At 36.0% G+C, this 20752-nt stretch carries 19 protein-coding genes; 7 read left to right on the top strand and 12 right to left on the bottom strand.

The genetic code is table 11. From position 1 onward, the window contains the following. Positions 1-70 precede the first annotated feature (70 nt). Genes BUA71_RS14765 through BUA71_RS14745 form a run of 5 tightly spaced genes read left to right on the top strand, consistent with a single transcriptional unit; the run spans position 71 to position 5060 of the window. Positions 71-1306: an efflux RND transporter periplasmic adaptor subunit gene (locus BUA71_RS14765; protein WP_072881124.1), complete on the top strand. Its 1236-nt coding sequence runs from the start codon at positions 71-73 to the stop codon at positions 1304-1306. Between the two features lie 4 nt (positions 1307-1310). Next, complete coding sequence (locus BUA71_RS14760; RefSeq protein ID WP_072881123.1) at positions 1311-2060, top strand: ABC transporter ATP-binding protein; 750 nt, start codon at positions 1311-1313, stop codon at positions 2058-2060. Further along, positions 2057-3277 (top strand): ABC transporter permease, encoded by a 1221-nt coding sequence (locus BUA71_RS14755; RefSeq protein ID WP_072881122.1) that lies wholly within the window; start codon positions 2057-2059, stop codon positions 3275-3277. The genes BUA71_RS14760 and BUA71_RS14755 overlap by 4 nt, the downstream gene beginning before the upstream one ends. Positions 3278-3281: 4 nt before the next feature. After that, the gene (locus BUA71_RS14750) at positions 3282-4322 is read left to right on the top strand and encodes a sensor histidine kinase (protein ID WP_072881129.1); all 1041 of its coding nucleotides are present in this window, start codon (positions 3282-3284) and stop codon (positions 4320-4322) included. 3 nt (positions 4323-4325) lie between these two features. Further along, complete coding sequence (locus BUA71_RS14745) at positions 4326-5060, top strand: LytR/AlgR family response regulator transcription factor (RefSeq protein ID WP_072881121.1); 735 nt, start codon at positions 4326-4328, stop codon at positions 5058-5060. 70 nt (positions 5061-5130) lie between these two features. Here BUA71_RS14745 and BUA71_RS14740 read toward each other — a convergent pair whose 3' ends face one another. The 7 genes from BUA71_RS14740 to BUA71_RS14710 form a co-directional block, all read right to left on the bottom strand. Next, positions 5131-6198, bottom strand: coding sequence for a polysaccharide lyase family 7 protein (locus BUA71_RS14740; RefSeq protein WP_072881119.1), 1068 nt, complete (start codon positions 6196-6198; stop codon positions 5131-5133). Positions 6199-6231: 33 nt separating this feature from the next. Further along, positions 6232-7506 (bottom strand): polysaccharide lyase 6 family protein, encoded by a 1275-nt coding sequence (locus BUA71_RS14735; protein ID WP_262506775.1) that lies wholly within the window; start codon positions 7504-7506, stop codon positions 6232-6234. A 370-nt stretch (positions 7507-7876) separates the two neighbouring features. Next, positions 7877-8500 carry a carboxymuconolactone decarboxylase family protein gene (locus BUA71_RS14730; RefSeq protein WP_245812614.1) on the bottom strand — a complete coding sequence of 208 codons (624 nt, stop codon included), beginning with the start codon at positions 8498-8500 and terminating at the stop codon, positions 7877-7879. Positions 8501-8511: 11 nt separating this feature from the next. After that, positions 8512-9180: a cytochrome c biogenesis CcdA family protein gene (locus BUA71_RS14725; protein ID WP_072881115.1), complete on the bottom strand. Its 669-nt coding sequence runs from the start codon at positions 9178-9180 to the stop codon at positions 8512-8514. Further along, a complete protein-coding gene (locus tag BUA71_RS14720; protein WP_072881113.1) occupies positions 9181-9741 on the bottom strand; it encodes a peroxiredoxin family protein in 561 nt (186 codons plus the stop codon). 35 nt (positions 9742-9776) lie between these two features. Next, positions 9777-10472, bottom strand: a complete 696-nt coding sequence (locus BUA71_RS14715; protein WP_245812613.1) for a haloacid dehalogenase type II — start codon at positions 10470-10472, stop codon at positions 9777-9779. A 106-nt stretch (positions 10473-10578) separates the two neighbouring features. Continuing rightward, the gene (locus tag BUA71_RS14710) at positions 10579-11175 is read right to left on the bottom strand and encodes a TetR/AcrR family transcriptional regulator (protein WP_072881109.1); all 597 of its coding nucleotides are present in this window, start codon (positions 11173-11175) and stop codon (positions 10579-10581) included. 196 nt (positions 11176-11371) lie between these two features. Between BUA71_RS14710 and BUA71_RS14705 the strand changes: the two genes are divergently transcribed. Together BUA71_RS14705 and BUA71_RS14700 are read left to right on the top strand one after the other, a co-directional pair. After that, positions 11372-12301, top strand: a complete 930-nt coding sequence (locus BUA71_RS14705) for a DUF302 domain-containing protein (protein WP_072881107.1) — start codon at positions 11372-11374, stop codon at positions 12299-12301. A 205-nt stretch (positions 12302-12506) separates the two neighbouring features. Continuing rightward, positions 12507-13403 (top strand): alpha/beta fold hydrolase, encoded by an 897-nt coding sequence (locus tag BUA71_RS14700; RefSeq protein ID WP_072881105.1) that lies wholly within the window; start codon positions 12507-12509, stop codon positions 13401-13403. 185 nt (positions 13404-13588) lie between these two features. On the opposite strand, the gene BUA71_RS17885 is transcribed toward BUA71_RS14700, so the two are convergent. The 5 genes from BUA71_RS17885 to BUA71_RS14675 all read right to left on the bottom strand — a co-directional run bounded on the left by BUA71_RS17885 (position 13589) and on the right by BUA71_RS14675 (position 20706). After that, the gene (locus BUA71_RS17885; RefSeq protein WP_245812612.1) at positions 13589-13813 is read right to left on the bottom strand and encodes an asparaginase domain-containing protein; all 225 of its coding nucleotides are present in this window, start codon (positions 13811-13813) and stop codon (positions 13589-13591) included. A 553-nt stretch (positions 13814-14366) separates the two neighbouring features. Further along, positions 14367-14594: an Arm DNA-binding domain-containing protein gene (locus BUA71_RS14690; RefSeq protein WP_245812611.1), complete on the bottom strand. Its 228-nt coding sequence runs from the start codon at positions 14592-14594 to the stop codon at positions 14367-14369. Between the two features lie 478 nt (positions 14595-15072). Beyond that, positions 15073-16002: a PorP/SprF family type IX secretion system membrane protein gene (locus BUA71_RS14685; RefSeq protein WP_072881103.1), complete on the bottom strand. Its 930-nt coding sequence runs from the start codon at positions 16000-16002 to the stop codon at positions 15073-15075. Between the two features lie 41 nt (positions 16003-16043). After that, positions 16044-17276: a T9SS type B sorting domain-containing protein gene (locus tag BUA71_RS14680; RefSeq protein ID WP_072881101.1), complete on the bottom strand. Its 1233-nt coding sequence runs from the start codon at positions 17274-17276 to the stop codon at positions 16044-16046. 19 nt (positions 17277-17295) lie between these two features. Continuing rightward, a complete protein-coding gene (locus tag BUA71_RS14675) occupies positions 17296-20706 on the bottom strand; it encodes a hypothetical protein (RefSeq protein ID WP_072881099.1) in 3411 nt (1136 codons plus the stop codon). Positions 20707-20752 lie beyond the last annotated feature (46 nt).

Raw genomic sequence — 20752 nt, 5'->3', positions numbered from 1 at the left:
AAACATTTCTTGTTCTTTACTCATTGTAGTTATTTTTGAGCAAAGCTATATCCAGGATTGCACTCTAGCAATACGTGCTTGGTGGGGTGGATACAAAACTAAAAAGAAAATTATAATAGGAAGCATAGTGGTAGGGATACTCGCTGTTGTAGCTTTCGTGTTTATTAAAGGCAACGATGCCGTTATAATTGAAGCCAAAACAGTTCCCGCCAAAATAGCAGATGTAACCACAATGGTTACCGCAACCGGGACCATCGAGCCCATAAATCAGGTAGATGTCGGAACCCAGGTTTCCGGTGTTGTAGAAAAAATATTTGTGGACTACAACAGCGAAGTCAAAGAAGGGCAATTGATTGCCGAATTGGACAAAACCAATCTAAAGGCAACGTTAACACAGGCTCAAGCTACTTATGACAATGCATTAAATCAAAGAAATCACACAAAAACCATTTACGACCGTCAAAAAACCTTGTACGATAGTCAAGTGATTAGCAAGTCCGATTTTGATGATGCAAGCTACAATTACGAAACGGCAAAAGGTACGGTAACCCAACGCTTATCCGATTTACAAAAGGCAAAAACCAATTTAAGTTATGCCGATATTTATTCACCAATTGATGGTGTGGTATTGTCAAGGGCCATTGACGAAGGCCAAACCGTTGCGGCAAGTTTTAGCACACCAACACTTTTTACTATTGCAAAAGATTTGAATGAAATGCAGGTAGAAGCTGATGTTGACGAAGCGGATATAGGGCAGGTAAAAGAAGGACAACGTGTTAGTTTTACAGTTGATGCTTATTTAGGGGAAGAATTTGAAGGTGTCGTCACACAAGTACGATTAAACCCAATGGTAACGTCAAACGTGGTAACCTATACGGTAGTGATTAAAGCAGATAACCCAGATTTAAAATTAAAACCAGGCTTGACAGCGACCATTTCAATTTACACCCTGGAATTAAAAGATGTATTAACTGCCGAAGCCAAAGCCATTAATTTTAAACCAACACGCCCAGAATTAACAGCCTATAACCAACAACAAAATCTCACGGTTGAACCAGCTAAAGATAGAACAACAAACAGAGGTAACGGTAGCGTTGTTTGGGTGTACGGTAGCAATGGCGAAATAAAAGCTCAAAAAGTTACTTTGGGAGCAAGCGATGGTGTAAACGTACAAATTTTAAGTGGCCTTTCTGAAGGAGAAAAATTAGTGTACAGTTTGGAAGGCGTTAATAAATCTGAAGTAAAAACAGCAGATAAAGGCGAAAGTCCATTTATGCCACAACGAGGTGGTGGAAGAAATAGATAAAAAGATGAACAAAGAAATCATTAAAATAGAAGACTTAAAACGTGAATTCACGATGGGCAATGAAACGGTTCACGCTTTAAAAGGTATTTCGTTTAATATAAAAGAAGGCGAGTTTGTAACAATTATGGGTTCTTCAGGCTCTGGAAAAAGTACTTTATTAAATATTTTAGGGTGCCTGGATAAACCCACTTCGGGAACCTATGAAATTGATGGTGTTAATATGAAGGATTTAAGCCGAAATGAACTGGCAACAATTAGAAACGAGAAGATAGGTTTCATTTTTCAATCCTATAATTTACTGCCAAGAACATCTGCCATAGAAAATGTGGAACTACCGCTATTATACAACAGTAAGATTTCTACAGAAGAACGCAGAAAAAGAGCCATTAACGCGCTGGAAATGGTTGGATTGGGCGACAGGTTGCATCATACACCATCCCAACTTTCGGGAGGGCAACAACAGCGGGTTGCCATTGCAAGGTCACTGGTAAATAATCCGGTTATGATACTTGCCGATGAAGCTACGGGAAACCTGGATACAAGGACATCTTATGAAATTATGGCTTTGTTCCAGGACTTAAACAAACAGGGAATTACCATAACCTTTGTAACCCACGAGCCTGATATAGCAGCCTTTAGCAAGAGGACGATTGTATTAAAAGATGGGAGTATTATAAAAGATTACAAAAACCACACAGTATTATCGGCTACCGAACAATTGGCAGGATTACCGCAAGAAGAACATTCACTATGAGACTATTAAATCTTTTAAAAATTGCATATAAAGCCATTGTTCTCAACAAATTGAGGACTTTACTAACTATGCTGGGTATTATCATTGGCGTCGCTTCGGTTATCGCAATGCTGGCCATTGGAGAAGGTTCAAAAGAAAGTATTCGCGCTAACATTTCAAGTATGGGTTCAAATATCATTACCATCAGACCTGAATCCACCAGTTCTGGAGGGGTACGTGCAAGTGCAGATGAGATGCAAACGCTTACACTTAAAGACTATGAAGCCATTAATGCGCAAGCCACCTTGTTAAGCTATGCTACACCATTGGTCAATGGGAAAGGACAAATTATAAATGGCTCTAACAACTGGCCATCCAGTATTTACGGTGTAAATCCCGACTATTTAAATATTAAAGTGATTGATTTACAAAGCGGCAGTATGTTTACGGATGCCGAAGTAAAATCGGCTTCTAAAGTGGCTCTTATTGGGCAAACTGTTGTTGATAATGTATTTCCCGATGGCCAGGATCCTGTGGGACAAATGATTCGATTCAATAATATTCCATTTAAAGTGATTGGTGTGTTAGAAGTAAAAGGTGAAAACACTTTTGGACAAGACCAGGATGATGTCGTTATTGCACCTTATACCACGGTACAAAAACGTATTTTGGCTATAGATTATATAAATCAAATTATGGCATCGGCAGTAAGTGAAAACGATGCGCCAAATGCTGTAACAGAAGTCTCGGAAATAATGAGAGCACAACATAAAATATCTGCTTCTGATGAAGATGATTTTAGTGTGCGCTCTATGGAAGAACTAATTTCAACTTTTAGTTCTACCAGCGAAATGTTGACTATCCTTTTAGTGGCAGTTGCCAGTATTTCGCTATTAATTGGTGGTATTGGAATTATGAATATTATGTATGTCTCTGTAAAAGAACGTACAAAAGAAATTGGTCTGCGAATGGCTGTAGGTGGCAAAGGTTCGGATATTTTGATGCAGTTTTTAATAGAAGCTATTTTAATAAGTGTAACAGGTGGGGCTTTAGGCGTGCTTTTAGGACTTGGTTCTACGGTATTCATTGAGAAATTTATAAATTGGCCAACAAGTGTGGCTTTATACTCAATAATAATTTCCTTTGCTGTGTGTGCTATAACAGGTATATTTTTCGGATGGTATCCTGCAAGGAAAGCATCGGCTTTGGATCCTATTACAGCGTTGCGTTATGAATAAAGTAATGATAGATAAAAATAAAAAAATAACCATCTTTTCACATTTGCTTGTTTGGATTACCCTTTTCAGCATTCCTTATGTGCTGTCCTATGGTCAAGAGCAAGATATTGATAGGATTATTTTCCGTTTTTGGATTCCGATAGCGTTTTATACCATTATATTTTATCTCAATTATGTGATACTTATAGACCGATTTTTATTTGCAAATAACACGCTACAATTTATAATTATAAATGTATTGATTATTTCATTTTTCTTATTCATAAAATTACAAATAGAGGACAATTTTTTTCAAGATATTGTTAGAAAACGAGGGAATGATAGTAATGGGACAGGACCACCTTTAAAAATGCTTGTTTATGTACAAATGCTTTCCTATGTAGTACCTCTACTTTTTTCAATAGCAATAAAAACCACCAAACGCTGGGTAAAAACAGAGGCAGAACGTAAGGAAGCAGCCAATTTTAAGTTGCGGTCTGAGTTACAACATTTACATTACCAGTTACAACCACATTTCTTTTTTAACTCCTTAAACAACATTTATTCTTTAGTTGATATATCGCCAGACCAAGCCAAATCTTCCATTTATAGTTTAAGCAAATTGATGCGTTATATGCTTTATGAAACCAATATGGATGTATTGCCACTTTCAAAAGAAATCGAATTTATAAAAAAATATATCGACCTAATGAAATTACGGGTATCGGAAAAAACAAAAGTCAGTTATAATTTTCCAATGGAAGAAACAGGCATTCAAATTGCCCCATTGTTATTTATTTCATTAATTGAAAACGCATTTAAACACGGAGTTTCTGCAAGTAAAGAAAGTCATATTAGCATTTCTATGGTTTGTGATGAAAAAACAGTTTCATTTACAATTCAAAACGATAACTATCCTAAAAAAACAGAAGATAAAAGTGGTTCAGGAATTGGACTGCAAAATTTAATGAAACGCTTGGAATTACTATATCCCAATAAACACATTATTAATACAGTTGTAAAGGATAATCGTTTTTTAGTACATTTAGAAATAGAAACAGCTTAAAATATGAGTACTCAACTAATCATCTGTGTTGTTGTTGATGATGAGCCAATGGCGTTGAATTTAGTAGAAGGTTATGTTAAAAAAACACCTTTCTTAGCGCTTAAAAATAAATGCAGTAGCGCCATTGAAGCCATGGAATTTTTAAAGAGAAATCCTGTTGATTTATTGTTTTTAGATATCCAAATGCCAGATTTATCAGGGATTGAATTTTCGAAAATGCTTCCAAAGGAAACCCGAATTATTTTTACTACAGCTTTTGATCAATATGCATTGGAAGGCTTCAAAGTTGAGGCTTTAGATTATTTGTTGAAACCTTTTGATTATGCCGAATTTTTGGCAGCAGCCAACAAAGCCAATACGTGGTTTGAGTTGGTAAAAAGAAAACAGAAAAGCTTTCTTTCCCAAGAAAAGGAATTTCTTTTTGTAAAATCTGAATACAAACAACTGCGTATCAAATTAGCAGATGTGCTATATTTTGAAGGCTTAAAAGATTACGTCAAAATTTGGTTAAATGATAATCCGAAACCTGTTTTGACGCTTACGAGTTTGAAATCCTTAGAAGAAGAGCTTCCGGAAACCCAGTTTATGCGCGTGCACCGTTCTTTCATTATTTCACTGAAAAATGTTGAGGTGATTGAGCGCAGCCAAATTATTATCAATAACAAACGTATTACGGTTTCTGGACAATATAAGTCGAAATTTTTGGATTTCATCAGTAATAACTCCCTGAATCCTTAGACATTAATAGATATCGATAACATCATCTTATTTATTAAGGCAATTGGGCTACGTGTCTATTCTACGGAAGTTAATTTTCCTCTGGTGCGGTGCCTGCTCCTACCGTGGCATCTTTAAACCAGACTTCTGCATAGTCACCATTGGCATATTGCTTGGCGATATCACCTTCATAAACATCTGCTCCCGTGCTCCAAACCAGGTTTTCTTCCGGGGATTTTCCGTTTGTCTGATTATAAGCTCCTTGTTTGAAGTATTGCAATTCGCCCGAATATGCTTCTTCACGTTCAACACCGTCCCGACCAATTGATTCATATAAGGTTAATATTTGCTGTGGAGTATCTTCAGTTTTCGCAAATTCTGATTTTAGTAGGTTTTTGCTGAAAGTTTTGGTCTCATGGCCTTCACTTTTAAAAGTGAGATACATAATGCCGTCAAAAACATTTATTTCATAGCTGAATTCTTCCCCCAGTTCAATACCGTTTTCAGGTTCTTCAGGATAGACATCAGGTTCTGAACCAATAACAGACATAGCATGTCCCCAAACCGGGGTGGAGTAATCCCATCTTTCAGAATTATCCCCTTTTGTGTTAATTTCATAGTTCCAAAAAACAGAACCTTTGGTGTGCCCCGGAAATTTCTTATAAAAGATCTTTAAAGGTTCGTTCTCATGGCCTTCATCGCTATGAATTTGCCCCACTACTACCGCATAGGAAGCAGCAACCCTTGCATCTCCGGAAGTGGAAACATGCATTACTTTTAGTGTACCGGTTAATTTCCCACCTTCCTCAGGAGTCCAGTGTTCTAATTGTCCTAATTCTGTCCTTGTATTACTGGAAGTTTTCGAGGTAACACCCGAATTAGGTGTTTTATAAACGACCCAATCTGTATTGTCTTCATTTTCGACATAGAAAAAATCCTCATGCTTAAAATCTTCCAATTCTTCCGTACGAGTACCATTACCTAAAAGGATACTCCATTCATCCATAAAAGGAATTACATCGCTTGGATATACCTCGGCTCTTGCTTTGGTATTTTCTTTTTCCTCATCGGACTTTTTGGCATTATCTGCACAACTATTGAGTGATAGGACTAAACCGAGTATTAAAAAAGCTTGTAAGGATAATTTAAAGATTTTCATTTAGTAGATATTTAAGGTTTAAAATTCTTTCGATTATTTGGTTTCGTGATCTATATAAGCCGGACCAGTATTGAATTGAGTAGCATGTGGCTGTACATTCACAGTATTTGGAAATTCAGACGCTCCTATGTCTTGCTGCGGAATCGCATCTGGTCTTGTTTGCTTCATTATATCGAGCTCCAGGTCATCAAAATCCAGACCCTCAATCTGCGGAATGGCCGGAAAGCCTGAAATAGCCGCATCAATAGCGGGACTCTTTTTGTTCAGCTGAAAATATCCGTGGCTATTTTCCATAAGGCAGGGATCCAGGTTTTTTAGACCGTAAACCGTGTCTATACCAGGTTTGCCCCAGTAAATATTACCCATCCATTTTTCATTTCCGGTGGGATCATCAAATAACACATCTTTTGGCTTGGCAAAAATGTTATTGGCAAAGACTACATGCTGAGGTGGGTGATCGCCATTTCCCCCCAATAATATTTCTTTAGAATCAACAACAGTATTAAAGTAGAAATGAATGGAATCTAAAGGATCTGATGGATCATTTTGTAAATTGATGGCGCGGCCGGTCAGTCCTGAAAAGTAGTTATTATAGATAAAATGATTTTGCCCCTCGCGTATCCGGATTCCTCCCTTATTGTTCAGAAAAAAGTTGCCATATACTATTGCTTCGTCACCGTGGCGCAGCACCAGTTCGCCTTTTTTATTGTCGATAAAAGTGTTGTATCGAATTACATTCTGTGCTGCCTTATTTGAAATAATTTCACTATCTCCATCACAGTTTTCAAAATAACAATATTCCACAATCGTGCGGCTATCCAAATGTGCTTGTGTACTCACTCCAATACGAATGGGCTCTACACCCATATCGCCACCTGTGCCCGAAAAGTTTTTGAAGGAACAATATTGTATTTTATGATAACCAGGTTCGTCATCTACCAGAATGGATAGAATATTTTGATCTGCGCGGTTGATCCGGTTCTCAAAATTACAATAACTAATAGTGGTCCTTCGGGATTCTTTATCAACGATCAGATATTTATAGCTGGTATAGTCCTTAATATTTATTTGAGTAATAAGTACATCACTTCCTGTTATACTGATTATATCATCTTTGCCAATGTCTCCCCCTGTAAATTGAAATCCAGATAGCTCAATTTTATCGGCATTTATTTCTACTTTTGAAGCTCCACTAAAAACAACATCCCCCGCCTTTTCAGCTGTTACAATAAGCCCATCCTTTTCGATATTCATAAAAATATCTTTATACACGCTTTTTAGGAGTAATTTAAATATAGTTATTATCATAAAAGCCATTAAAAAAGACGCTGCTGCAAAGATTTTTGGCTTCTATGAATGGAATACTTTTCAAAAATACAATCTTTTTTTGTGGCGTAGTATTAGTGTCAAATTACTTGAAGAGTGCTAGAAATGTAAATTTGTTATAGGTAGAGAGGCTTTTCCTCTATTAGGTTTCGTATCAAAACATATTATAGTGTGCTTCTTAAGAATACAGTATTGTTCAATAAGTTTTTAAAAATAAAATTTACGACCTACTAGTAGCATTTAGATTATAAAACAGAAGGGGGGAGTTTAAAGTAAGTTTTAGGTTTACTTTTTTTATAAAAAAAGGGAAGCAAAATCAGCCTCCCTTTTTGTACATCAATAATTTATGTAATTACAACTTGTAATCGGTGAAAGCCTCATCAACTTCTGTGTGAAAAACATGGTTAGAATAATTACTAATTGTTTTTACTGCCTGAGCTAAAATAATAGCCAGGATTTGTTTTTCAGAATATCCAGCGTCAAGAAACTTTTTGGCTTCTTCAGGGGTTGGATTACCACGACTTTCATTCATTACCTTAGTAAATTCGTAAAGAGCTTTTAATTTCTTATCCTGAATTTCTTTTCCTTCTCGAATAGCTTCAATTACCTCTTTTGGTGTTTTTGAAACATTCTCTGCTATATAGCTATGGGCTGCAGTACAATAACCACAAGAATTTTCTATGCTTATGGTTAGCAACACAACTTCTTGCTCGGCAGCTGTAAAGCCGCTATCTTTTCTAAATTGATGATAACCCGTGTCATAGGTGTTTTGCAAAGCAGGAAGATTCACGATGTTTTTATACATATTAGGAATCATTCCATTCGCCTTTTTGGCTTTTTCAAGTATATCTTTTTGTTGCTTGTTTGCGTCTTCAAGTTGTACCGGATCAAGTCCGATTTTGTACGTTTGATTTGACATAATTTTAGTTTTTAAAATTAAACATTGTTTAAAAAAATGCGCTTGATTATTGGTCATAGACTATAAAATTAAAAAAGCGACATTTGGTAATAGATTACATAAACACCTGCAAAAACTAGCAGTACTGCAGTAATCTTTTCCATATATGGAAGTATTTTTCTTAGATTTTGTAATAGTAAATTTTTGGCGAAAATGGCCAGCAGTATAGTGAGAATCATCATGATACTTATACCAGAAAAATAAGCCAAAATATACGAACTGCCTTCCCAAATGGTCTCAGCAGCCATTGCTTGAGTAGCCACTATTAGAAATAAAGGAAAAAGGCAACCCAATGCTCCAATAGCATAACCAATGCCAAAAATAAAGGCCTCTATAGCTTCTGTTTTTGGATTGGAATTCTGGATGTTGAAAGAAAAAGAAATGCTTTTACCTAATAGCATTAGAATTCCTAAAAGAATTAAAATGGCTCCCATTACCACAGTAATCCATTTCATATAATCTTTAAGAAACTGTCCCGCCATAACAATCATTGCGCCTGCAATGCTGTATATTAATAGTATTCCTAAAATACTTAACGAGGCCAGTTTAAATCCGCGCGCTAAGCGGGTAGAAACTTTTGATCCACTTTCTGGGTTTCTGGATATAAAAGCGAGAATATAACCGGGTAGTAATGCCACGGCGCATGGCGCTAAGAACGCCAATACGCCTTGTAAAAATGAAAATCCTATAAATTCCATTTAGTTTATTAGTTGTTCAAAAAGAGCACGGTATTCTTCTGTTGTAAGTACTGCTTTGTCTTTCTGAAATTCTACATATCCTTTTGCATTAACACCAACAGTTGTAGCTTGGCTGTCTACATCAAAATCTATCATAACCTGAGGAGTGCCTTTAACTAAAGGGAAGTTCAGGTTCTTTTCTTCTGCCAGTTTTGTCATTACCTCATGATCATCTGTTGGGTCTATACTTATGGCTACAAAATTAATTTTGTCTTCATAATCAGGATAAACTTCTGAAATTGCTGGCCAGTTTTTCGCACACATTGGGCACCAGGAAGCCGTGAAATAAATTACCATTGGTTTATTATTTTCCAACGATTGCTCCAGGCTTATTTTTTTGTTGTTTATGGTAATAACTTCAAATTGAGGAGCTTTTTTCTTGTTGCTGTTATTTTCTTCTATTGCTTGGTTCTCTGTTGTTTCTTTTTCTTCTTCCGAAGACTTCGAATTTCCAGAATTACAGGCTGCAAAGAGAACTAAAGTTACTAATGAGAAAGTGAAGATTTTAATATTCTTGATCATAATAATTGTTTTAAAAATTGAATAATTTGCCGGTCTTATTTTCCCAGCGCGATAAGTTTTTCTGAAATTAATTTTAAATTTGGAGCGCTAATTTCAGTTTCGGGTGCCATTGGGTATTTTTGTTGCCCCGGCCTACTAATAAAAGCTGCGCGCCAGCCAGCCCAAATTGCTCCTGCAACATCCCAACCGTGTGCAGCGATTAGCATAGCTTCTTCAGGCTTTATTCCCATTTTTCTCGCTGCCCAATTGTAGGAGTCAAAGTGTGGTTTGTATTTACCTATATCTTCAATGCTTAGACGCTCTTCAAAGAAATCTAATAATCCGGCGTTAGTAAACTGTTTTTTAACACCTGCATTAGATGAATTTGTAAGCGATACAAGCCGGTAACCGTCGTCTTTTAATCTCTGTAAAGCATTCTTAACCTCGGGGTGGGGCGGAAGAGAAGTGATTGGAGCAATGGCCTCTTTAGCTTTCTCCATACTCAACTGTATATTATTATTGGCCGCTACCATAATTAAGCTGGCGGCACCAATTTCACCAAAATCTCTATATTGATTTGCAGCAGTTTCTACTAACGAATAATGCAGCATTGTAGTAAACCATAGTGGAAGCAAATCTTCTTTCCCATTTAGAGCTTTCCTTACGCTATCTTTCATTTTTGTAAGGTCGAGTAATGTTTCATTTACATCGAAAAATAAAACCTTTGGACGTTTGTTTTCTAGGTTTTCCATTGAGTTTGTTTTGAGGTTTGCCAATCCGGTAGCAGGAAATGATAACCCTGCGACGCCTACTAATCCGGTTTTTTTAATAAATTTTCTTCTTGAATTACGCATATATTTAAATTTGGTCTATATATTCTTCTAAAGCCGCGTGGTAAGCATCCCATTGCGAATCATCTTGATATAATTTTTGAATACCTCGCATTCCTTCAAAAGAACTTACCAAATAAATAGCCACTTGCTGTGCGTTGGTTTCGGGTTTTATGGAGCCATCTATTTGACCTCTTTCAATAATTTGAACTACTGCTTTTATCCAGGTATCTATGAGGCCTTTTAAAGCTTCATTAAGCAAATTTAGAGAGCCGCCAACTTCGTTTATTAAGTTGTTTAGTGGACAACCCAGTAATTTTTCGGTACTGGTAAAAGCTTGAAATTTATTTAAAAAGGTAGTCTTTAGAATCGTTTTAGCTTCGCCTTTAGTATATAAAGGAGAAATCATCGCTTTGTAAATCCTGCTATGTAATTTTGCTTTTACTACTTGTACTCCCAGTTCATCCTTATTTTTAAAATTATGGTAGAAGGCTCCTTTAGATAAACCAGTCTCTTTCATAATTTCATTTATACTGGTGGCTTTATAACCGTATTTATAAAATTGCTGAAAAGCTTTTTCTGTTATCAATTTTCGGGTGGCTTCTGTTTTTAAATCTTGTTGCATAGTGCGAAATTATATAAAACATTCTAAGTAGAATGTTTTTTGGCGTGAGTTTAACAACCAAGTACTGCATTAAAATTTAATTAAAATAGTTGAAAAGCCGAATACTTTGCTAAAATGTAATAATCCAAAGTTAAATCTTGTTAAGTCTAATAACAGATTTTAAAATTATTATTACTATTAATCAAAATGTAAAATTATGTTGAGACTAAATTTAATTTTTGCTATTGTCTTTTTAATGGGTTCTTGTTCAGACGATGAGAATAATAAAACTCCCCCGCCGCAGGTACCCTTAAACCCGCCGAATGCCACAGGTGTAGTCTATCTTCAGAGTAATCTCAATTTAGCTAAGGCTTACTCTAATTTTACCACTGCACTTAAAAACAATGAAAATATAAGCATCGTCGAGGAGCTTGATCATTCCAAGAATGCGGCTTCGGTAGAACTGGAACTACCACCGACTCAAATTGTTTTCTTCGGAAATCCCAATCTTGGAACTCCATTAATGCAGGAAAATCAATTGGCCGGTTTGGACCTTCCGCAAAAAGTGCTGTTTTATGAAGATGAAAATGAAGTTTTTTCGATGTATAACAGTACGCAATATTTCGCTTCCCGGTATGGGGTACATGAAGTAGAGAGTCTGCCACAAATTTCCGATGCATTAAAGAATCTGGTAGGCACAGCAGTTGATGCGCAAGGGAAGCAAACAAGTGATCAAGATGTGGATTTGGAAGAAGGTATAGTAAGTGTCGAAAGCACCACAGATTTTGAAACTACTTACAATAATTTAAAGTCTTCCATAGAAGCTAATGAAAATTTAAATGTAGTTGCCGAGTTGGACCATAAGCAAAATGCAGCGAGTGTTGAAATGGAACTTCGCCCCACCAGGATAATAATGTTTGGGAACCCTAATTTGGGAACGCCTTTAATGCAATCTGAGAGGAGCCTAGGCCTCGATTTACCACAAAAAATGCTGGTTTGGGAAGATGCAGAGGGAAGCGTACAAATTTCTTATAACGATCCTGGCTTTTTAAAGCAAAAGCATCAGCTGGATGGCAATAATGAAGAAATAGAGAAAATTTCCACTGCTCTGGAAATGTTAGCAAATTCTGCAGCAGAGATTGAATAATGAAGACTATTTGACTATCAATACAATAAAAAGCATTTTTATTGTCAGTTCGAGCGCAGTCGAGAACTATTGGAACTTATAAATTACGTTTCGACTTTAGTTTATCTTGAGCATTGCCGAAAGGCTAAATGGTACAAAAGAGGAGAATATCAAATTTGAATACGTAATTATCTATTGACCTCTATAACAAAATAAATCCCGAATTATGAGTGATAAAGCTTCTGTTGAAACGATAATGGAGAAGCACGAAGCTTCCGGAAAATATGTAGATGTTGATGGCGTTCGATGTTTTGCGCTAGATAAGGGGAGTGGGGAAGCTGTACTTTGTCTGCACGGGGTGCCAACCTCTTCTTTTTTATACCGAAAAATAGTTCCTGCATTGTCCGAAAAAGGGTATAGAGGTGTAGCTATAGATTTTCCCGGTTTAGGATTTTCTTACAGGCCAGAGGATTTTGACTATTCATTTTCTTCCTTAGCCAGGTTTAGCGCCAAAACTGCTGAGAAATTAGGACTGGATGAATATCATCTTTTGATCCATGATATTGGAGGCCCTATTGGTTTTGCCCTCGCCGCAGAAAATCAGGAGAAAATCTTATCAATTACTATACTTAATACCTGGATAGATGTGGTAAACTTTAAGAAACCATGGCCAATGCGTCCATTTGAAAAACCTGTTTTAGGAGAAATAGAATTAGCAAGCCTTCAACATCCTACCTGGCAGGTAATGTTCAATAAAATGGGCGTGAATGATAGCTCTGGAATTCCAAAAAATGAAATCAACGCACATATTGATATTTTAAAACAAAATGATGGCGGGGATGCCTACCTGAAAATGATGAAAAACTTTGACGATTCAGAAGAATTTAGAAGCTTGTGTTATAAGGCGGTGCAGGATGTGCCCTATCCGGTGCAAGCGGTTTGGGGAGCAGACGATCCATTTTTAACACTTAAAGAAAAAGGAGAGGAGATAAAAAAGATTGCAGGCTTATCAAAGATTCACGAACTTAGTTCTCGTCACTTTTTACAGGAAGAAAAACCTATGGAAATCGTAGAAAAACTGGAAGAAATTATTCAGCTTTCCAAACAAAAACTTCCTCGATAAAAGTCATTTAGCTGCTCTTCATAAAAGCGTTTAAAATTGTTAAGGGAAATCTTTAAATTATATATCAGAACCAGAACGACTTCAATTATTAGTTGTTTTGTTGTGCTATTATTTGAAAACTTTCTTCCTCATGTGAATACATAAACTTTCAGCTTTTTGAACATTTCTATTACTTTCTCTTAATCTCAAATTGGTTGGTCTCTAAATTTTTTTGTCACATTTTTCCAATGGAAAAATGTTCCATTCATAGCAATGTAAACATCAGGCTTTAGAAACTGTAATGCGCCAAAGCCATAACCTAAATTAAGAGGTGCATCCGAATGATGGGAGGAACCTAAAATAAAAGATCCTACCAGGACAATGGTTTTCTTCAAATTGGCTTGTCCAAGATAGCTTGCTGTCTTTTCCATCGTATAGGTGCCGGGAGTGATTAAGATTTGTTCTAATTGAGAAGCTTTGATTCTTACTACTAAGTTCGCACTGATCTTCCTCAGTTATATCTCGACTGTCTTTGTGTAAAAACTTTTCAATGGTAAAAGATGTTGAAAGATTAGCTGCTTCGAGAAAACGCCTAATGTTTATTGACGCATCTTTGTTTAAATCCGAATCCAGTCCCCCAATGGTTCCTCCTGTAGTAATCACATGGATCATAGTGTGAGAATTTTCCTATAAACATAGGATTTTAAATTTTAATTACAACAATCTTAAAGTTTGTCAGACAAAAACATAGTCTTCGATCTTAAATGTATCTGGAAGGAATCTTTAATGTACGTTAAACCATTTGTGACTTCTTTACGATACGAATAACAAAGCACTTGTGCAGTTTGTTTTCAATGTGCGAAGGTGAAGAGATGACGTTCGGAAAATCTTGAAATTATTTCATAAGGCTTAAAATATAATTACAAATGACCGGTTTATTGTGTTTGCTGGTTTATTGAAGCCCCTGGAACTTTTCATTTGTCTCTAACCTGGCTCAACATCACTAAGCTTTTTATATATGAGTTGATTAATAGAAAGTGCATCAGGATGGGATTTTCTTACTTGACCTTTAGCATCATTCCACTGTAATTTATCAATATACTGACCAGTAAAAATATAAGAAGATTTACGGTCTTTAGTAATTCTAATAGCGATTGGGTAAAACATTCGTCTATTTGGTTTGTTCATTAGTACCGTCTGAATAGATGCCATAATTTGATTTTTAGATATTTAAGGTACTAAATTTTAGGTAAAACATAGGTAAAACAAATGGCCATTTTCCTTGATATTATATGATATCATCTGACGACAAATTTTATACAACTAATTGAATTTAAGCGTTTTAATATTAGTTTGATTTACGATTTTGAATTTTCATAACCCGGAGGTCCCGAGTTCAAATCTCGGTCTCGCTACAAAGAAAATCAAGGCTTCACAGAAATGTGAGGCCTTTTTTTGGATACAACAATTTGTGTACTTCGTGCACGTTTCCGATTAACTATATATGATTTTATAAAGTGCTCATAATAAAATATTTAAATCTGCCTGCTAATACAAGTAGTTTGGTTACAAATGCTCCCCAGGCCTTTTGATCAGTTTTGGTTTATATTTTTTAAAACTGATTTATTATTTATTCTATCCAGAGCGTTTTCCTTTTTTTTCTTTACATCTAACTTAAATTCTACATTATCTAAAAGAATCTCGGACTAACACTACTGCGAACTCGTGTTCCTAATTCAAATCTTAGAAAAACCTCATGAGATCCAGAATTATACTTTTGTAAAGGTGTAGTGTCATAATCGTAAGCGTAGCCAATCATAATATTATCAGAAATTTTAAACCCTGCAAGTGCTCCTACTGAAGCATCCCAGCGGTATGATGCTCCCAGGCTAAAACGATCGTAAAATTGAAAATTAGCAGAAATATCTACAGCCAATGGTGCTCCCGAAACCGCTTTAACCAGAAAAGCAGGTTTTAATTTTAAATCTCTATTAATATCGAAAACGTATCCACCTATAGTATATAAATGCAATTTTTCTGTAGCTGTTGAAACTGCAATTTCATCATAATGTTCGGTTTCTAACATATTTGGTGTAGAAATTCCAAAATACCATTTTTCAGCATAAAAATAGAAACCTAAACCTATAACCGGGGAGGTAAGATTTCGGTCTATAAGATTCACGTCATTTGGGTTTTCTGCATCCAATTTATTTACATCGAGATTAAACATATTAATACCAGTTTTTAAGCCGAAAGCCAGTTTAGTTTCAGGATTAAAAACCGGTATAGTGTAAGAGAAATCTACCGTTAAAATATCTTCTGAGGAGGGACCAATACGATCACTAATAAAGTTGATACCTACTCCTAATCTTTTAAATCCACTTGGAGAATTAATAGAAAAATTTAGGGTTTCTGGCGCACCATCAAGACCAACCCACTGGTTTCTATACATTCCATACATAGATAACATTTCCCTACTACCGGCATAACCGGGATTGATAACACTTGTATTGTACATGTATTGACTATATTGTGAATCCTGTTGCGCCTGCGAATCTTGAAAAAACAACATAGTACTCAAACACGAGAGAAATAACGTAATTTTAGATTGTATTGTCATTCTTAAGTTTTTTACTCACCAGGTGAGATATTACTAATTCTTTAGTTTCCATTAAGATATAAGTATCCGGCCTTTTTATAGGTTTCCAGCTTATTTGTACTTGATTCATAGTCAAATTTTAAAATGTAGAAATAAGTGCCGGTGGGAAGTTGTTCATCTTTATTAACAGTAAGCCTGCCACGGGAATACCCATCAAATAAGTCTCCTTGTTTACCATAATTGTTAGTTTCAAAAACCTTTACTCCCCATCTATTATAGATTTCAACCGAAATATTTTCAATACAGGATTCAGAGTTTATAGAGAAGTAATCATTTACACCATCTCCGTTTGGCGTAACCGCGTTGTAAACTGAAATTTGACAGGGAAGGGATTCTCCTTCATCAACCCTGGCCAGGGTAAAAATGCCGAAATTATTTACCATAGTTGAAACCGTTTGGTTGTCACTATTCACTATTCCGCCTTCATCTATCCATCTGTTTTCTGTTTCATCCCACCTTACAATATGAATTGTCTCTTCCCGGGGGGTAGCAAGGATTTCTGGCGGAGTAGTTTCGTCGCTCCAGGAAAGTGTGATAAATGCTTCTTCTGTTTCTCCAATATTTTCAATGGTCCAATATTCATTTTTATTAATAACTTGAATTATATCTGAGCGTGATTCTTGGGAGTACATTTCATTACTATTTTCAAGGTAATATTTTGCTTCTACGATACTGCTCGTGTTTTGTATTTCGGCCGTACCCGCAAATCGATAAAAACTCTGGTCTCCAACAGGGAATATAAAATCTTCGGTGCCATAATGAATAACATAACCATCCACATGGCTGGCATTAGAAGTATTTATATGGTGTGCCTTTTCTTCAAAAATTATATTTCCGCCGTAATTATCATTATCCACAATACCCTGGGAAAAGTTTGATTCACCTGCAATATTTATCTCACCAGATAATTGAAAAGGCGCATTTTCACTATTATTCTCAAAAAGCACGTTGTAAAAATAACTTGCGTTCCCGCCTGAAATTCGCTGCGGATTACTGCCAATAAATTGGGTTAATCCAGTTTCGTTATAAAAATCTATTACACCATCATTGTTGAAATGATTGTAAATAAAGGTATTACCATCGTTAAAAAAATTCCCAGTTTCTAAGTTGTTAAAACGCTCCAATGTTGAAAATTCGGTATCTTCACTTACGTATAATGTTCCTTCGTTACTAGTCTGCGCGTGCAAACCCGTACTTAGTAGAAGTATCGCTATATACAATATCTTTTTTTTCATAATGAATGTTTTGATTCAATTAATCGACTTTTGGATAAATCATTGGATTTGTAATCAAAGCAGAACCTCCACATAATCGTTCCACTTCAAAGAGGTTAATTGGAGACAAAATAGAGGTGCCAACCAAAGTTTTAATTCCTACGCTTATCCTATCATAACTAACACCAGGCCTAAAACTTAATTCTACCATTTGATTGTTATTCAGGAGATTTATGATGTTTACCCCATTGATTATTCCATTTTGGAAATCGAATTGTGCGACTTCTGTATTTCCTAAATATGCTTTTATTTCTAATCCCCCCAGTACATCTGCATCTACACCTCCGCCTTGAGTTTTAAACTTGATTACTGCGATATCCATTTTGTTAGAAGGGGAATTGAAAAATATCCATTGTTTAGTAGAAGATCCCACGCCCAAAGTACCATTACTTATTTCTGAAAAATTCTGTGTATTATCGTCAATAGCCTGTTCTTTATTGGTAACACCTGCACCTGATAAATCATTCACAGAAAGGTTTACACCATTGTACTCATAAGAAGTAGCAAATGCTGCAGAACAAGCGTCTAAATTGGTTTCGTGACACATGCCATAGACATTCATAGTGTTTGGTTGGGCAAGCAGGCCTAAAGCACTATTTGTAGCATCTGTGATACGAACAGATTTGTAATCTGCCGCGGGCGTTACAGCTATATAATAACGACCTTGCTTATCCTGTACTACACGTATAGCCTCGTTACCACCTGCAGAAGCCTGATTGCTGCTAGCAGAATTGATAATGTTGCTATTTTCATCTTTTATTTCTACCTGAAAGAAATGATCTCCAAGCACTAAACCATCTAATAGGCCAGTAACAATATTTCCAAGACTTCCGCTTACCAAAGCTTCCAGAATGGTTTCTTCAAAATCAATACGGATATAAGAAGTGGTTCCTGCAGGTACAACCTGGTCATAACCAAGTTCAACATATCCTTCATAATTATTAATACCGAGAAGGGAGCCCGCTCCAGATTTTAGCGTGGCAAAACTATCAAAATCGGCATCGAATAAATTCTGAAGGTTGTCAACGTTATTCGCGTCTATTAATTCAGTTGCGCAAGCCGGGTTTTCGAAGGGAGATTCTGTTATAGTTAAAGGACAATTATCTCCATAACGTTCTACACCATACAAACGTAAAGGTTCTGTATCTACATTAACACTTGCTATAGATTCTGCGCCTATATCCACTCTATTAAAAGTGTCATCTGGTTCGAATTCTAGTTCGACAATACCACCAGAATTGAACAATGTTAACAAATCAATATTATTTAAAATACCAGATTGTAAAGTTTCATCATTTCCAACTTGCGTTTCACCTTTATAAAATTTGATCTTATATCTTCCTAATACATCCAAACTTAATGCAGAAGAAGGTTCTATGGCTAACCTAATTTTAACCTTATCATTTGGTTGCGATGGCTGGTTAAAGTAAATTGATTGGTAAACATTTGCAGCAATACCTGCAACCCCTAAATTAATTTCAGAATAATCTGAAGAATTTTCGTTAATCGCTTTATAAGCATCTTTAACTCCTACATTAGAAATATTACCAACATTTAAACCTACACCACCACCTCGATAAGAAGTGAAATTTGCTGCAAAGCAAGAGTCTGTTCCTATTTCAAAACATGCATTATAAACATCTAAAGAGGCCTTTTTACCTGTCGATAAAACAGCATACACATGATTAGTAATACGAATACGATCGTAATCTGCATTAGGTGTGATAGCAATATAATAACGACCTATGTTATCCTGTACCAGGGAGATATCCCCGTTTGAGATACCTTCAAACGCAATTGAGCTGGTTCCATTAAGTACGCTTATGTTTCCCTTTTTTGCCTCAACTTCGATAAACTGATTTCCTAATAGTAAACTATTAGCTAGATCTCCTACTAATTTTCCCAGGCTACCACCTAGCAATCTATCCAGTACATCTTTATCATAATTAATGCGAACATAAGTTGTTTTATTGGCGGGAAGGTTTTGCCCCAAATCCATCTCCACGAATCCAGCAGTAGGATTACTCACCAATAAATTTCCGGAATCGGCATATAGAGTTGTAAATGATTCATTATTACCATCTACCGCACGATTTGCAAAATCTACATTATCAAAATCTATTAAACCATTTGCACAAGATGGAGATTGAAAAGGATTTTCTGTAGATGTCGGTAAAGCAGCAATTTCTGGATTGGTACAACCGGCGCTGTCATCGTAACGTTCAACATCGTAGATTTGTAAAGCAGAACCAGCTACGCTTAAACCAACAGGAGAACTCAAACGTATTGTTACACGGTCAAAGCTTTTTCCCGGTGCAAAAGTGAGTGTAACTGGATTGCCTGATTGTAATAAATTTAATATGTCTGTATTATTTAAAAGACTACTTTGTAAGGAACGACGATATATTTCTTCACTACCATTATACATAATCACTTCGGCCGAGCCCAGCAAATCTGTATTGACAAGACCTTGTGAACCTAAAGAAAATTTTATATTTAGTGTAGATGTTTCGGAAGATGGAGCAAGAAAATTGAATATCTGTGATTTTGATCCAGCAACAGAAGCTGAAAGCAAAGCACCTTGTTTTAATGTGGAATAAGTATTTAAATCTGTGTCAACGGCATTTTCTAAATTTCTATTCTGAAATTCTAATAAACCAATATTAAGTCCAGAATCTTCATAGTAAGTATATGCAGGCTTGCCACAATCAGCAGCATCTGAATAATAAAATGCATCATAAACTTTTAAATTTAGACCTCCTCCTAAAGAAAGTCCTAAAAGATTACTTTGAGAACGAAGCTTAATTCGTACACCTGAATATGCTTCACTCGAAGTTACAGCTAAATATACATTGCCATCGGCATCCCGAGCAATTGTACTATGCACTTCAGAGGATGAAACTAAATTATTACCATTATATACTTCTGTAATTAAAATATCCTCGTCAAGTAGGCCCAATAATCCCCCCACTGTTTCTAAAAGGTCCAAATTAAATCCCGTACTTGTTGGTTGATCTATTTTTATATAGGTTGTAGTATTAGAGGATACTTGGTTAGAATAGTTCATTTGCAACCAGGCTTCACCAGAGTAATCAACTAGTAGTATACTCACATTTTTGGCAATCATCGTGGCATGGGTGGCCTCATTTCCATCTACCGCATTATTAGGATTTTCTACATTAGCAACTGCTGTACCACTTGTGGGGTTGTAGCCTCCACTTATAAGGCCTAATACAATCGTAGCCCTATTCTTTCCATTGTCTTGTTGGCTCGCATATTCTTTATTTTGAGCAAAACTTTGCGTTGGTAAGCAAGCCATGACTAAGAATAGCGTGCCCAGGCTCCAGGTTCTTATATATTGGAAAAATAAATTTTGTAAAGATCTCTTCATTGTCTGATGATTTCTAGTTGAAGGTTTTAAAATGCATTGCAAAATA

This window comes from Salegentibacter echinorum (assembly GCF_900129445.1).
Classification (GTDB): domain Bacteria; phylum Bacteroidota; class Bacteroidia; order Flavobacteriales; family Flavobacteriaceae; genus Salegentibacter; species Salegentibacter echinorum.
The sequence above is the reverse complement of the archived record's forward strand: the minus strand, read 5'-3'. Positions and strand labels throughout refer to the sequence as shown.